Below are 15233 nucleotides of genomic sequence, written 5' to 3'. Positions count from 1 at the left end.
GGCGCGTACCTCGGGCTCCGCCTCGGCGCCGAGGCGGTCGACGATGGTCACCGCCAGGCCGCGCGCCACGGCGGGGGCGCCGGACGCGGCGGCGAGCAGCTCGGCCGCCGCCGCGATCGGGGTGCGCCCGGCCAGCCAGCGGCTGATGTCCTCTTCGGCCAGCTCGGTGGGCATGCCGTCGAGCAGGCCCTCGATGAGCCCGGTCGCGTCGGCCTCGGCCAGGTCGGCGGCCTGCGGGGCGTCCAGGCCGAGCGCCAGGTAGTGCTCACGCAGCCCCCACACCGCCAGCGGGGTCAGCCCGGCGCTGTCGCCCTCGACCACGACCATCCCGCACCAGGCCAGCCGGTCGAGCACCGCGTCCAGATCGGCGCCGCCCGCGTCGGCGACCTCCTCCAGGTAGTCGCCGATCACGGTGACGGGCGCGGGCGCCCGCAGCCGGTAGAGCATGTCGAACAGGTCGTAGAGCTCCTCGTCGAGCTCGGCCGAGCCGGTGATCGTGCCGCGTGTGTCGCGTTCGACGACGTGGGCGACGATCTCGGCCCACGTCTGGAGCGGGTCGTCACCGCCGTCGCGCCTCAGCTCTTCCCGCAGCTCCTCGTACGGTCCGGCGTCTCCTCCGGCCAGGAGCGGCACGTCGGCCAGCTCGGCCACGAGCGTGCCGGGCTCCGCCAGCCGTACGGCGGGCAGCGGGGCGCACCCCGGGCAGTCGCAGGGCGCCTCTCCCAGGTCGGGCAGCTCGCCCGAGGGGATGGCGACCGACTGCTCCAGCGACTCGGGGCCGATGGAGCTGAACAGGCTCTTGGCCATGCCGAAGTTGGCCGTGTCGGCGAGCGCCTCGGGCATCCTCGGCTCGATGCCGGTCAGCTCCGCACGCATCGCCGCCGCGGTCTCCGCGCCGACCGCGCCGGACTGCTGCAGGTAGTCGACGAGGGTACGGGCGGCGGCGACGGTCTCCGGCGCGCTCTCGGGCGGCGCGATGACCTTGCGGGGGTAGATGGACAGCAGCAGCTCGTCGAAGGTCGCGGGAGTGAAGTCGCCCAGTTCGTTGACGTTGAGATAGTCGCTGGCGTAGTCGCAGAGCAAGCGGACCTCGTCCGCGTCCACCACGACACCCCGCGCGCGCCCCCAGGCACGGAGGTCGTCGATGGCCTGGTTCACCCATTCGATCGACACAGAGGCACGCTAATGGCTGACTTACAGATGAGCGAATCGGGGAAACTGCCTAAATCAGGTCTAGGGGGTCAACACTCACTCGGACGACATCAGGTGCCTTACGCGCCGCACGTACCCCACTGGTCCCTTTGAGCGCGGCGGCCAGCGCGGCGCCACCGCCGCGCGGAACGCGGATCATGGCGCGTTCCCTGCCCGTCTCGTCCACCGGCACGGGGCCGAGCACCTGCGCGCCGTCCGGCAGGCGGGTCTCGTCGAGCATCTGCCGGACCGCGGCGGCCGCACCCGTGAGCGTCGCCATCCGCACCGCGGGCGGGAAGCCCAGCTCGGCGCGTTCGGCCAGCTCGCGCTCGGCGTGGGTGATCGGGTCCCAGCGCACCAGCGCCTGTACTGCCGGCAGCCCGGCGTCACCGAGCACCACCACCTCGGCGCCGGGCCGGAGCAGGGCGGCGGCGTTCGTCCAACGCCGCAGCGCCTCCTCGGCGGCCCGCAGGTCGGCCCGGCCGAGCAGCGCCCACCCGTCGAGGAGCACGGCCGCCGCGTAACCGCCCTCGGCCACCGGCTCGGCGCCGGGCGTGGCGACGACCAGGGCACGGGTGGCGGGCACGGTGGCGAGGACGCCGTCGCGGCCGGACGTGCGTACCGGAACCGACGGGAACGCCCGACCCAGCTCCTCGGCGGTACGGCGGGCGCCCACGACGACGGCACGGAGGCGGCGGCCACCACAGTTCGGGCACTTCCAACCGGCGTCCACGCGGCCGCACCAGCGGCAGTAGGGGGCGGTGTGACCGCCGCGGAGGGCGAGCGGGCCATGACAAGACAGGCTCTGCTCGTTCACGGAGGTGATGTCGCCGAGCCTCTCGACAGGTCCGCGGTCGGATCCCGGCCCCTCGACCGGCCTGTCACGCGATCCCAGCCGGTCGGCCGATCGGTCACCGGACCCCGGCCCTTCACCCGGACGGCCACCAGATCCCGGCCTCTCGCCGGACGTCAACCTCTCGCCCGAACGCCCGCCAGACCTCAGCCCCTCGCCCGGACGGTCACCCGTCCCTGGCAGGTCGGCCGGCCCGTTGCCGAACCATAGCCCTTCCGGGGATCCGCCGTCGGAAGCCGGCCCTGCGGCTGATCCGCCTGCGTCCTTCGCCGCTCCGCGCCTCGTTCCTCCGTTTCTCGTCCCGCTGTTTCTCGTCCCGCCGGCCGAGCTGCGGCTGGCTGTCGTCGCCACCGCGAGGCCCGGTACGGCGTGCGGCTCGTTCGTCTGGGCGCCGGAGGCCGTGGGAGCGCTGAGGCGGGTGGGCGGGAGCGCGCAGCGGGCGGGGGCGCGGCAGTTCTGGCAGGCCAGTGCGGGCAGGTAGCCGCGCCGAGGCACCTGGACCAGCACCGGACCGGACTCCAGCCCCTGGCGCAGCACCCGCCAGGCCAGGCTGGGCAGCCTCGCCTGCCGTGCGGCCTGGTCCTTGGCGAGCTCGGCGTCCTCTCCGGCGGGATGTACGCGGGGGGCGAGGCTTCTGATCGTGGTGCGGGCGGCCACGATCGGCCTGGCCCAGCGGCTGGCGATGAGCTGCGTGGCCTCGGCGGTACGCGTGTAGCCACCGATCAGCATGGCGGCGCCCGTACGGTGGGCCCTCAGGGCGAGGACCTCGCGGGCGTGCGGGTAGGGGGCCAGCCGTTCGGCGTGAAGGTCGTCTCCGTCGTCCCAGATGGCCACCAGGCCGAGCGCGGCCACGGGGGCGAACATGGCGGCCCGGGTCCCCACGACCGCCCGTACCTGCCCTCTCAGGACGCGCAGCCAACGCCGGTAGCGTTCCGCCGGGCCCAGGTCGGCGGTGAGCGCCACGTGCATCCCGTCGCCGAGCACCCGGGTGAGCTCGGCGTCGGCCAGCGCCACGTCCTTGCCGTCGGGCACCACGACGACCGCTCCCCGCCCACCGTCGAGCGTCGCCCGCACCGCCTCGGCCACCGCTCCGGCCCACCCCTTGGCGCCGGGCAGCGCCGACCAGACGGCCCTGGGCGCCCTGCCGTTCCGGAGCGCGTCGAGAAACGACGGCCCCATCGGGTAGTCGTCCCAGGGTCCGGCGGACGCACGGTCAGACCCGTCGACCGCCCCGCTCCGGGGCCCGCTGCCCACCGCCGGAAGACCATGCCCGCTGTCCGCCCCGGCCGGAGTGCCTCCAGGCGTGTCGATCGTGGGACGGCTGGACGTGCCGACAACCGGACCACTGGGCCCACCGGGGACCAGGTCGCTGGGGCCACCGGGCGCCGGATCTCCGGGGCCGCCGGTGGCCAGGTCCCTCGGTCTACCGGTGGCGGTGTCACTGGGCGTGTCGCTGGGCATCCCGGCCGCCGTGTAGCTGGGCGTCGTGGTCCCTGGACCGGTGGGCATCCCGTCCGCCGCATCGCCGGGCGTCCCGATCGCCGGACCGCTGGACGTACCGTCCGCCGCATCGCTGGGCGTCCCGATCGCCGGACCCCCGGGCGTCCCGGTCGCCGGACCACTGGACGTCCCGATCGCCGGACCACTGGAGACGTCATTGGCCGGGGCAGCCGGGCCGACAGGCGGGCGGACGGGCTGGGCCGGCGGAGCCGCGGCCGTACCGGCGGGCTTCGGGGTGGTCGCTTCGGCTCTGGCGTGGCGGGGTGGGATGGCCAGGCGGAGGACGTCGGCGAGCGTGCCCGCGTAACGATCGGCGACCGCCCTGGCCAGGCCCGCGATCTCCCCGGTCAGCACCTGCTCGCTCGACACGACCCGCTCAAGGGCGGTGAGCTTGCCCGTGTGGTCGCTCTCCTCGACCCGTTCGAGCACGAACCCGTCCACCAACTGGCCCGCGAACCGCACCCGCACCCGCACCCCCGGCTCGGCCGTCTCATGCATCGACGCCGGCACCAGATAGTCGAACGGCCGGTCCAGGTGCGGCAGCGGGTTGTCGACCGCCACCCGGGCCACCGGCCGCGAAGGAGCGGGGACCGGCGCCCCCTTGGCGGGCTTCGACGGCTCTACCCTCCGCACGGCGTCGAGCGGCAGGAGGGCATCGGAGTCGGTCACGCATTACGTCTACCAGACCCAGCCCGTAGGTAACGCCCGCCTACCTGTCGGACCAGTGGCTCCCAGGAGGCCCCGGGCTCAGCCGTCCTCCCGCTGCCGCCGCCCCATCACCCATGCGGCGACCTGACTCCGTCCGGAGAATCCGAGTTTGGCGAAAATGTTCTCCATGTGGGAGTCCACTGTGCGCCGGGCGACGAGCAGTCGCTGCGCGATCAGCCGGTTGGTCAGGCCGTCGGCGACCAGTTCGGCGACGTCCGCCTCGCGCGGGGTGAGCGGCGCCCAGAACGGTACGACCGCGACCGGCGGGGTGCCGCCCGGGGAGAGCGCCTCGGCGATCGCCTCCTCGGCCGACATGGCGCGGCCTTCCGCGACGGCTTTGCCGTAGTCCTGGCCGAGGGTCTCGCGTAGTTCCCGCTGGTCGGGGTCGCGTTCGGCGGCGAGGATCGGCGCGCCGAGCAGCGGGTTCATCTCGTACCCCCACAAACGTTGCACCGCGCTCAGCAGCCGTACGGCGCGCGCGGGGCGGCCCTGGTCGGCGGCGAGCCGGCCGAGGACCTCGACGCAGAGCGCCCGCCCGAATGTGATGTGCAGCGCCACCTGCGCCCGCAGCGCGGCCGTGGCCAGGGTGTCCGCTTCCGCGTACCGGCCGGCCGCCCGCCGGACCAGGGCGAGCGCGAGCTCCGTCCAGGCCGTGGTGGCGCCGTCGCCTGCTTGCCCGCAGAGCGCGCGGGCCCGGGTGAGGACCTCGTCCGCCTCGCCGGTACGGCCGGCGAGCATGAGCGTGACGCCCAGTTCGACGGTGGCGTTGATCACGTGACGCCCAGTTCGGGTGACGGTGGCGTTGACCACATGAGGTCCGGTTCGAGTGACGGTGGCGTTGACCAGGTGGGCGCCTCCGTCGGGCGGCCGGCCGTTGATGCTCTCGGTCAGGTGGAGCTCGGCCGCTGCCAGGTCGCCCTCGCAGAGGCTGACCGTGCCGCGCGCCTTGGCCAGGTGGCAGCCGCAGCGCGCGCCCACACGGGCCGCGGGGGCCTCGGCCTCGTCGAGTGCCTTGCGCGCCCCGTCCAGGTCTCCCCCGCCCGCCGCCAGTTGGGCGACGTGCAGCAGGGCGTGGAGCCGTACCGAATCCGGGCACGAGGTGATGGGCAGCAGGCGCTCCAGGTAGCGGCGGCCATATCGAGCAGGCCCGCCGAACGCGCACAGATGGCCCAGCCGCAGTCCCATCCTCAGCCCGCGCTCCCGGGTGACCGGGTCGGCGGCGAAGGACTCCAGCGCGGCCCTCAGGTTCGCCCAGTCGGCCCTGACCCGGACGACCCCCTCGGCCCGGTCACGGCCCGCGCCCGTTGCACCACCCGCCCCCTCGGCGCTGATCTCCCCGGCCCAATCGCCGCCCAGCCCCTCCGCACCGGTCTCCCCGGCCCAATCGTCGCTCAGCCCCTCGGCGCCGAATGCCTCTGCGACGGCGTAGTAGTGCTCGCGGTGGCGGGTCCGCAGCCGTTCCTGCTCGCCGGTGCCCTCCAGACGGGCGGCGGCGAACTCGCGCACGCTGTCGGGCATCCGGTACGCCGTGCGCCGCTCGTCCCGCTCCTCGGTCACGATCGACTTCTCGACCAGCGCCGCCAGCGCGGGGTACACCCGTGCGGCGGCCAGCGCGCCACCGGAGCAGACGGCCTCGCCCCCCGCCCGCTCGAAGCTCCCCGCGAACACGGTCAGCCGCTCCCACAGCAGACGTTCCTCGGGCGAGCAGAGCTCATGACTCCACGCGATCACCGCCTGCATGGTCGAAAGCCCGCTCGGCGGGCCGAACGCGTCCATCCGCGTCAGCAGTTCGTCCACGGGCAGTTGCCGCGCATGGACGGCCACCAGCTCGATGGCCAGCGGGATGCCCTCCAGGCGGCGGCAGACCTCGGCGACGGCAGCCGCGTTCCGCTCGGTGAGCTCGAAGCCGGGATCGACGGCCGCGATCCGGTCCAGCAGGAGCGACACCGACTCGACGCGCGCCACGTCGGCTGGCGCCGACTCGCCACCTGGTACGGCCAGCGGCCGGACGATGACCGCCTGCCCGCCGGGCACGCGCAGCGCCTGCCTGCTCGTGGCCAGCACGTGCAGGCCGGGGGCGGCGCGCAGCAGCGAGCGTACGAGGCCGGAGCACGCGTCGGCCAGGTGTTCGCAGGTGTCGAGCACCAGGAGCTGGCTGCGGCGCGACAGGTGCGCGGTCAGGTCACCCTGGACGTACAGGGCCTGGGCGATGACCTGTTCGAGGGACGCGGGGTCGGTGTGCCCGGACAGCTCGACGTACTCGATGCCGTCGGTGAAGGCCCGCCGCATGAGCTGCGCCGCCCGGATGGCCACCCGGGTCTTGCCGACTCCGGCGATGCCGGTGACGCTGACGAGGCGGCGGCGCTGGAGCATCCGCCGGACGTCCGCGACCTCCTGGCGGCGACCCACGAAGCTGGTCGGCGTGGCACGCCATGACATGATCCGTTCCTCGATTTCCGGAAGATCCAAGAAGACCACGTTACGTGCTGCCTGGTTCGCCTCCGGGGACGGCCCCCGCCCTGAACGCGCAGATGCCGCATCCCACAATCGGGATGCGGCATCCAGCGCGATCGCGTCACAGACCGGCGGCGGACCTCAGCGTCTCGGCGCGGTCGGTCGACTCCCAGGAGAAGCCCTCGCGGCCGAAGTGGCCGTAGGCGGCGGTCTCCGAGTAGATCGGGCGCAGCAGGTCGAGGTCGCGGATGATCGCGGCCGGACGCAGGTCGAACACCTGGAGCACGGCGGCCTGGATCTTCTCGACCGGCAGCTTCTCGGTGCCGAAGCACTCGACGAACAGGCCGACCGGCTGAGCCTTGCCGATGGCGTAGGCGACCTGGACCTCGCAGCGGTCGGCGAGCCCGGCGGCCACGACGTTCTTGGCGACCCAGCGCATGGCGTAGGCGGCCGAGCGGTCGACCTTGGACGGGTCCTTGCCGGAGAAGGCGCCGCCACCGTGGCGGGCCATGCCGCCGTAGGTGTCAATGATGATCTTGCGTCCGGTGAGGCCGGCGTCGCCCATCGGGCCGCCGATCTCGAACCGGCCGGTCGGGTTGACCAGCAGGCGGTAGCCCTCGATGTCGATGTCGAGGCCCGCGAGCACGGGGTCGACCACGTGCTCCTTGATGTCGGGCGTCAGCATCTCCTTGAGGTCGATCTCGGCCGCGTGCTGCGTCGAGACGACCACGGTGTCGAGCCGGACCGGCTGGTCGCCGTCGTACTCGATGGTGACCTGGGTCTTGCCGTCGGGCCGCAGGTAGGGGACGGTGCCGGACTTGCGGACCTCGGACAGGCGCTGGGCCAGCCGGTGCGCGAGCGTGATCGGCAGCGGCATCAGCTCGGGCGTCTCGCGGCAGGCGTAGCCGAACATCAGGCCCTGGTCGCCCGCGCCCTGACGGTCGAGCTCGTCGATGTCCCCGTCGACTCGGTGCTCGTAGGCGTCGTCGACGCCCTGGGCGATGTCGGGCGACTGCGCCCCGATGGACACCGACACGCCGCAGGAGGCGCCGTCGAAGCCCTTGTGGGAGGCGTCGTAGCCGATTTCCAGGATCTTCTCCCGGATGACGCCGGGGATGTCGACGTAGGTCTCGGTCGTGACCTCGCCTGCGACATGGACCTGGCCGGTAGTGATCATCGTCTCGACGGCGACCCGGCTCTTGGGGTCGTCCTTGAGCATGGTGTCGAGAATCGCGTCACTGATCTGGTCGGCGATCTTGTCCGGGTGGCCTTCGGTGACCGACTCGGAGGTGAACAGGCGACGTGACAACTCAGTGGCTCCTCATGCAGCGGCTGCTGACGGACGTGCGGGCTCCGGCGACTGTACACCCCGGCCAGTGCCTCGCCGAAGTGTAGCCCTACCCACCGGCATGGCGCGAAACGGGCCCATCACAGGTCGGGCAGGGGATCCGGGGGCAGCGTCTCCGGCGCGAAGATCTCCGCGTCGGCGGCGGCCACCACCGCGGCGTACTCCTCCTCGAACTCGAAGGCCATCACGCCCAGCTCGATCACCGGCAAGGAGGCCTGCATGATCGGCCCGAGCCTGGTGTGGCGCGGGAACGTCGCGTGGACCGCGACCGGGCGGTCGCTCCTGAGCATCCTGGTGGCGAGGACCGAGATGGCGTTGTCGGTGACCACGATCAGGAAGTTCGCCGTGTCCTGGGGTCCTAAGGACAGCGCGGGGAAGACGTAGCGGATGTCCCCCTGTTCGCCGAGCAATGTCCTGCAGCGATCCCTGACAGCGGAACTCACCGGCATTCCCCGCCCCCTTTTGCCCCCTTTGCCTAAGTATCGGCAGGCGTTCGGGGATGTCGCAACAGGTTGGCGACTTGATCCCATACGGCGTCGGCGACGTCGTCCTTGGGACCGCGCGGGATCTCCACCGGCTCGCCGCCCGCGACGAGCACGGTCGCGGCGTTGTCGGGCGTACCGAAGGCCAGGTGGGGGCCCACCTGGTTGACGACGAGCAGATCGCAGCCCTTGCGGGCGAGCTTGGCCTGCCCGTTGGCGAGCACGTCGTCGGTCTCGGCGGCGAACCCGACGATCACCTCGGGCTTCGGCCCGCCGGCGTGTCGCCGCTCCCCCAACTCCGCCAGGATGTCCGGATTTTTCACCAGATGGATGGGGTCGGGCTCGCCGTCGGACTTCTTGATCTTGGAGTCGTGCCGGGCGGCGGGCCGGAAGTCGGCCACGGCCGCCGCCATCACCACCACGTCCGCGGCGGTGGCGGCGGTCAGCACCGCCTCGCGCAGCTCGGCCGCCGACTCCACCCGCACCACGTCGGCCCCGGCCGGATCGGGCAGCGACACGTTGGCCGCCACCAGGGTCACGCGGGCCCCGCGGGCGACGGCCGTGCGGGCCAGAGCGTAGCCCTGCAGCCCGGAGGACCGGTTGCCCAGGTAGCGGACCGGATCGATGGCCTCGCGCGTGCCACCGGCGGAGACGACGACATGCCGTCCGGCCAGGTCGCGCGGGCGCCCGGCAAGTACGCGCAGGCAGATCTGGAAGATCTCGGCGGGATCGGGCAGGCGCCCGGGCCCGCTGTCGGCGCCGGTGAGGCGCCCGACCGCGGGATCGATCACCACGGAGCCCCGTTCGCGCAGCGTCGAGACGTTGGCGCGGGTGGCGGGGTGCTGCCACATCTCGGTGTGCATCGCGGGCGCGAACACCACCGGGCAGCGCGCGGTCAGCAGCGTGTTGGTGAGCAGGTCGCCCGCCAGGCCGTGGGCGGCCTTGGCGAGCACGTCGGCGGTCGCGGGCGCCACCACGACGAGGTCGGCCCGCTGGCCGATCCGCACGTGGGGCACCTCGTGAACGTCGTCCCACACGTCGGTCGTCACCGGGTTGCCGGACAGCGCCGCCCAGGTGGGCTCGCCCACGAATCGCAGGGCGTCGCGGGTCGGCACGACCCGCACCTCGTGCCCGGACTCGGTGAACAGGCGCAACAACTCACACGCCTTGTACGCGGCGATGCCCCCGCTGACGCCCAGGACGACCTTCATTTAACGGGTCAGACCGCGCCTTCGATGGGCTCGGCGTTGAGCAGGCCCTCGGCGACCTCGCGCAGCGCGATGGACAGCGGCTTCTCCTGCGCGTGCGTCTCGACCAGCGGTCCGACGTATTCGAGCAGGCCCTCGCCGAGCTGGGAGTAGTAGGCGTTGATCTGGCGGGCGCGCTTGGCACCCATGATCACCAGGGAATACTTGCTGTCGACGATGTCGAGCAGCGCGTCGATCGGCGGGTTGGTGATGCCCTCTGCGACCGGGGCAATTCCTGCCACGATTGTCAGACCTCTCGGTTGGTGGTTTTGATGACCCCCTGAGGGTCAGTCATCAAGGCTATCAGCCGGCGGCACACCTCTTTGACACTCGTGTTCACCAGCGTGAGGTCGAATTCCTTCTCGGCCGCCATCTCGACGTGCCCGGCCTCCAGGCGGCGGGCGATGACGTCCTCGGGTTCGGTGCCGCGGCCGCGGAGCCGCTTCTCCAGCTCCTCCCAGGAGGGTGGGGCCAGGAAGACCAGCAGGGCGTCCGGCATGCTCCGGCGTACCTGCCTGGCGCCTTCCAGGTCGATCTCGAGCAGCGTGGGCATGCCCGCGGCGAGCCGGTCGAGCACGGCCGCGCGCGGCGTGCCGTACCTGTTGCCGGCGAACTCCGCCCACTCGAGCAGCTCACCCGACTCCACGAGCCGGTCGAACTCCTCGTCGTCGGCGAAGAAGTAGTGGATCCCGTGCACCTCGCCGGGGCGGGGTTTTCTGGTTGTCACCGAGACCGACAGCCACACCTCGGGGTGTGCCCGCCGGAGCTCGGCGACGACCGTTGACTTACCGACGCCCGACGGTCCCGACAGGACCGTCAGGCGCCGCTCGCTCGAGGGGAGGAAGTCGCCGACCCCAGATCCGACTGCCTCATGGGCCCAAACACTGCCAGACCTGGACCTGTCGGTCACTTCCTACCCCCCATTGAACCTGCGCTTTCGTGTGGAACCGAGATTAGCTCTCGTTGCCACCGAACTCGCGCTCGAGGGAGGCCCTCTGGTTCGCACCGAGACCCCGCACGCGGCGGGACTCGGCAATGGCAAGCCGCTCCATGAGCTGCTTGGCGCGGACTTTGCCCACGCCTGGGAGCGATTCCAACAAGGCCGACACCTTCATCTTGCCGATGACGTCGTCGGTCTGCCCATCCTTGAGCACCTCAGCCAGAGAAACCGCGCCATGCTTGAGCCGGTTCTTGACCTCGGCACGCTCTTTACGGGCCTTGGCAGCCTTCTGCAGGGCTGCGGCGCGCTGCTCAGGGGTCAGGGGAGGAAGAGCCACGCCGGGTCACCTCGAATTTCTGTCGATGTACTCGGACGGGAAGGGAAACTAGCTGGTCATCGCCCCCTAAGCAACGTCAAACCCAGTTTCTCTCCTCACAAAATCCACTTCATCACTCTCTGTGTCTGGAAAACTACAGACTGCTGATCAAATCGCCTTCACTTCCCGCTTCTTCCTTACACACAGGAAGCGCGGTGGGGGTACGATGATGATCACCTACCCGTCAGGGAGAGGTGTCCGAAACGTGCGCGGGATCGGGTCCGAAACCCCGCCCGAGGTGGGCGTCCGCGCGCGCTGCGCGGGTGTTTTCACGATCATGTACGGTCGGTGTGAGGCATCCTTGGGCACCGCCATCTCTCCGGGGAGGCGCTCACCGTGCGTACACGGCCACCCGCCGTAGCGCGTGTCCACGGAGGGCGGCTTGCCATGAACGGGTGGCACCTGCGGAGCAAGAGTCTTCCTTGCTTGCCGTACGCGGGCCCGAGTCGCCCTCGGCTCGCCATAGGCGGGCTGGAGACACCTCGGCTCGCCGTACGCGGGGCGGAGACGCCCTGGCTCGCCATAGGTAAGTCCGAGTGACTCGGCTCGCCATAGGCAGGTCCGAGCTGTTCGAACCGCCCTACGTGGGCCCGAGCCGCCCTGGACGACCCGCGGTGGCGCGCAGGGCACCACCGCACGACGTCCGGCCGACCCGGCAGCGGGCTGATGCTTCACGACCTGAGCGATCGTCGGCCCTGCCCCCACGGTGGCCGAGCTACACACGGGCCCCATTGGGTGGCGCCCCTGGGCATCGGCGCACGCGTCCAGGCGGCCTTGCGCGGGGCTGAAGGCGCACCACGACGGGAGCGGCTACCCGGCTCGCGCGGGGTCCGAGCCCCACACGACCGCGAGTGGGCAGTCCCCTCACGCCCTCACGGGCCGACCCCACCAACAGGCGCGCACCCTCACCAACGGGCCCGCGTCCGCACGAGGACCCTTACAGACAGGCGGTCGCCTTCACGATCGGGCTCTCACTCTCACGAACGGGCCCTCACAGACAGGCCCCCGCCCTCACGAACGGCCCCTCACAGACAGGCCCCCGCCCTCACGAACGGCCCCTCACAGACAGGCCCCCGCCCTCACGAACGGCCACTCACAGACAGGCCCCCGCCCTCACGAACGGCCCCTCACAGACAGGCCCCCGCCCTCACGAACGGCCCCTCACAGACGGGCCCCCGCCCTCGCACATGCTCTTCGCGAACGGACCCCTATGAAAGAAGGACCGTTCACGGCCGACCCCATGAAGGGCGCCAGGAAGCCCTCAGGAGGGGATCGTGCGGCGCAAGGAGGACGCGATGGCGGCCGCCGTGGCGCCCGGGTCCGGGGAGGCGGTGATCGGGCGGCCGATGACCAGGAGGTCGGCGCCGTCCGCCAGCGCCTGCTCGGGCGTCGCGACCCGCGCCTGGTCCTGGCTGTCGGCCCCGGCCGGCCGTACGCCGGGCGTGATGAGCGTGATCCCCGGCCCCACCTCCGACCGTACGTCGACGACCTCGTGCGGCGAGCACACCAGGGCGGTGGCCCCCGACTCGACCGACAGGGCGGCCAGGCGGCGCACCGCGTCCGAGGCGGGGCCCGCGAGCCCGATGCGGCTCAGATCGGCCTCCGACAGCGACGTGAGAACCGTCACCGCCGCGATCTGGGTGTCCGGGGCCGCCTCGACGGCCGCGCGGATCATCGCGGGGCCGCCCGCCGCGTGGACCGTGAGGATGGCCGGGCGCAGACGGGAGACGGCCTTGGCCGCGCCGGCGACCGTGTTGGGGATGTCGTGCAGCTTCAGGTCCAGGAAGACCTGTACGCCGCTCGCGCCGCGGACCGAGGCGATCACGTCGGGGCCGTAGCGCAGATAGAGCTCCAGCCCGATCTTCACCGTGGTGACGTGCGGTGTCACCAGGGCGGCCCATCTGGCGGCGGTCTCCAGGTCGGGGGCGTCGAGGGCGACGGCAATGGGTGCGGGCGTCAAGGGGAGCTCTCCTCGGAGTCGACGAGCAGGTGCCGGGGGGCGCTCCCCGGCGGACGGTGGGCCAGGCCGACCGCGTCGGCCAGGCGCTGGAAGCCGCGTGCCCTCAGCAGGTCCTCAAGCTCTCGCTCGATGCGCAGGCACGCGTAGGGGTCGTGGAACAGCGCCGTCCCCACTCCGACCGCGCAGGCGCCCGCCAGGATGAGCTGGAAGGCGTCCCTGCCGGTCGTCACGCCGCCGACGCCGATCAACGGCACCCCGGGCAGGGCGGCGTGCACCTGCCACACGCACCGTACCGCCAGGGGCAGGATGGCCGGTCCCGACAGCCCGCCGGTCACGGCCGCGAGCGAGGGCCGCAGCGCCTCGGTGTCGATGGCCATGCCGAGCGGGTTGTTGATCATGGACAGCGCGTCGGCTCCGGCGTCGACGCAGGCTCGGGCGACCGACACGATGTCGGCCACGTCGGGGGCGAGCTTGGCGACCACCGGCACGTCGTACCGCATGATGGACCGCACCGAGGCGATCACCTCGGCGGCGGCGCTGCCCTCGCGGGCGAAGACCCGGCCGCGGTCCTCGATGTTCGGGCAGGACAGGTTCACCTCCAGGGCCGTGACGCCGGGCGCGTCGGCCAGCCTGCGGGCCAGCGCGGAGTACTCGGCCACGGTGCCGCCGCCGATCGACACGATGGTCCTGATGCCGCGCTGGGCCAGCCAGGGCAGCTCGCGTTCGAGGAAGGCGTCGATGCCGGGGCCCTGGAGGCCGACGGCGTTGAGCATGCCTGAGGGGGTCTCGGCCATCCGGGGGGTGGGGCGGCCGGCGCGCGGGGCCATGGTGATCGAACTGGTGGTCAGGGCGCCCAGGCGGTGCAGGTCGAAGAACTGGGCCAGCTCGCGGCCAGAGGCGGCGCAGCCGGCGGCGGTGGTGATGGGGTTGGCCAGCTCGACGTGCGCCAGGAAGGTCCGCATATCTACTGACACGTCAGGTCACCGCCGCAGAAAGAACAGCGCCGCCGAAAACGCGAGCGCCGCAGGGGGCGGGGGTCCTTCGGGGGACGCGAGCGCCGTAGGGGGCGGAGGTCCTTCGGGAGACGCGAGCACCGTTGGAGGCGGAGGTCCTTCGGGGGACGCGAGCGCCGTAGGAGGCGGAGGTCCTTCGGGGGACGTGGGAGCTGTGGAAAGCGGAGGTCGTCCCAAGGATGCGAGCGCGCCGTTCCAGGCGAGGGCCCTCCAGAGGACGCGATCGCCGTACGGCGGGACGTGGGCCGCAGGGGTCAGCCCGCATGGCGAGCACCGCCCCCGGGCGCCCCCAGCGCGTCGAACGGGATCGTCCCCACATCCTCGAACCGCACCCGCTCCCCCCGGAACACCGGCCCCTCGGCGCAGGCCCGCACCATCCGGGTCACCCCGTCGTCGCCGATGACCGGCAGCACGCACGTCATGCAGACCCCGATCCCGCAGGCCATCGCCTCTTCCACCGCCACCTGCACCGGGATGTCGAACTCCATCGCCACCGCCGTCACCGCCCGCAGCGTCTCCATGGGCGCGCACGCGTAGACCACGTCCGCCCGTGTGTCGGCGATCACCGCAGGCAGCGCGTCGGTCACCCTGCCGCGCAGCCCGAGCGAGCCGTCCTCGGTGGTGAGCGTCGTGGTCTGCGCCATCCGCCTGGCCCGCATGGCGCCGAACACCCGGTCCGCGCTGGCCCCGCCCAGGACGAAGTCGACCCGGCAGCCGCGTTCGATGAGCTGGTCGGCCACCGGGAACAGCACCGCCGAGCCGTACTCGGAGCCGACCAGCACGCAGTGGACCGGGTCGCGGGGCAGCGGGAAGGGCCGGCCGAGCGGTCCGACGAGGTCGATCGTGTCACGCGCGCGGCGTTCGGCCAGCCACGCGGTGCCGGGCCCGCGCACGGTGAAGACGAGCTCCACCGTGCCGCCGTAGTCGGGCTTGACGTCGTGGATGGAGAAGGCCCGCCGCGTCACCATGGACGTGTGAGCCCCGCCCACGGCGACGGACACGAAGTGGCCGGGGCGGTAGCGCTCGGCGATGCCGGGCGCCACCACGGTCAGCGCATGGTAGGCGTCGACCCGGCGCGTCGTCAGCACCGTGCCCGTCACCTGCACCGGAGTGCCGGCCAGTCCTGTTCACCTCCCGCGGGAGCCTGCCGTGGATCGAGCC

General features: G+C 72.3%; 12 protein-coding genes. All 12 read right to left on the bottom strand.

Annotation, left to right across the window (positions count from 1 at the left end; all coding sequences use genetic code 11):
- The coding region (locus tag KME78_RS30865) for a hypothetical protein (protein WP_219532888.1) at positions 1 to 1173 on the bottom strand (1173 nt) is incomplete at its 3' end.
- A gap of 49 nt (positions 1174 to 1222) precedes the next feature.
- The gene (locus KME78_RS64820; protein WP_372454970.1) at positions 1223 to 4213 is read right to left on the bottom strand and encodes a primosomal protein N' family DNA-binding protein; all 2991 of its coding nucleotides are present in this window, start codon (positions 4211 to 4213) and stop codon (positions 1223 to 1225) included.
- Positions 4214 to 4291: 78 nt separating this feature from the next.
- A complete protein-coding gene (locus KME78_RS64815; protein WP_246652116.1) occupies positions 4292 to 6721 on the bottom strand; it encodes an ATP-binding protein in 2430 nt (809 codons plus the stop codon).
- Positions 6722 to 6827: 106 nt separating this feature from the next.
- Positions 6828 to 8015, bottom strand: a complete 1188-nt coding sequence (gene metK / locus KME78_RS30840) for a methionine adenosyltransferase (RefSeq protein WP_219532887.1) — start codon at positions 8013 to 8015, stop codon at positions 6828 to 6830.
- A gap of 119 nt (positions 8016 to 8134) precedes the next feature.
- Positions 8135 to 8503: a hypothetical protein gene (locus KME78_RS30835; RefSeq protein ID WP_219532886.1), complete on the bottom strand. Its 369-nt coding sequence runs from the start codon at positions 8501 to 8503 to the stop codon at positions 8135 to 8137.
- 26 nt (positions 8504 to 8529) lie between these two features.
- Positions 8530 to 9747 carry a bifunctional phosphopantothenoylcysteine decarboxylase/phosphopantothenate--cysteine ligase CoaBC gene (coaBC, locus tag KME78_RS30830; RefSeq protein ID WP_219532885.1) on the bottom strand — a complete coding sequence of 406 codons (1218 nt, stop codon included), beginning with the start codon at positions 9745 to 9747 and terminating at the stop codon, positions 8530 to 8532.
- An 8-nt stretch (positions 9748 to 9755) separates the two neighbouring features.
- Positions 9756 to 10025, bottom strand: coding sequence for a DNA-directed RNA polymerase subunit omega (gene rpoZ / locus KME78_RS30825; RefSeq protein WP_214637710.1), 270 nt, complete (start codon positions 10023 to 10025; stop codon positions 9756 to 9758).
- Positions 10026 to 10030: 5 nt separating this feature from the next.
- Complete coding sequence (gene gmk / locus KME78_RS30820; RefSeq protein ID WP_219532884.1) at positions 10031 to 10693, bottom strand: guanylate kinase; 663 nt, start codon at positions 10691 to 10693, stop codon at positions 10031 to 10033.
- A gap of 43 nt (positions 10694 to 10736) precedes the next feature.
- Positions 10737 to 11060 (bottom strand): integration host factor, actinobacterial type, encoded by a 324-nt coding sequence (mihF, locus tag KME78_RS30815; RefSeq protein WP_214637712.1) that lies wholly within the window; start codon positions 11058 to 11060, stop codon positions 10737 to 10739.
- Positions 11061 to 12360: 1300 nt separating this feature from the next.
- Complete coding sequence (gene pyrF / locus KME78_RS30810) at positions 12361 to 13059, bottom strand: orotidine-5'-phosphate decarboxylase (RefSeq protein WP_219532883.1); 699 nt, start codon at positions 13057 to 13059, stop codon at positions 12361 to 12363.
- A complete protein-coding gene (locus KME78_RS30805) occupies positions 13056 to 14033 on the bottom strand; it encodes a dihydroorotate dehydrogenase (RefSeq protein ID WP_308127197.1) in 978 nt (325 codons plus the stop codon). The genes pyrF and KME78_RS30805 overlap by 4 nt, the downstream gene beginning before the upstream one ends.
- 293 nt (positions 14034 to 14326) lie before the next feature.
- Entirely contained in the window at positions 14327 to 15193 is an 867-nt protein-coding gene (locus KME78_RS30800) for a dihydroorotate dehydrogenase electron transfer subunit (protein WP_246652320.1), read from the bottom strand.
- Positions 15194 to 15233: the final 40 nt, after the last annotated feature.

It is taken from the genome of Nonomuraea guangzhouensis (genome assembly GCF_019396345.1).
Taxonomy (GTDB): domain Bacteria; phylum Actinomycetota; class Actinomycetes; order Streptosporangiales; family Streptosporangiaceae; genus Nonomuraea; species Nonomuraea guangzhouensis.
This window is presented reverse-complemented; position numbering and strand designations above follow the sequence as displayed.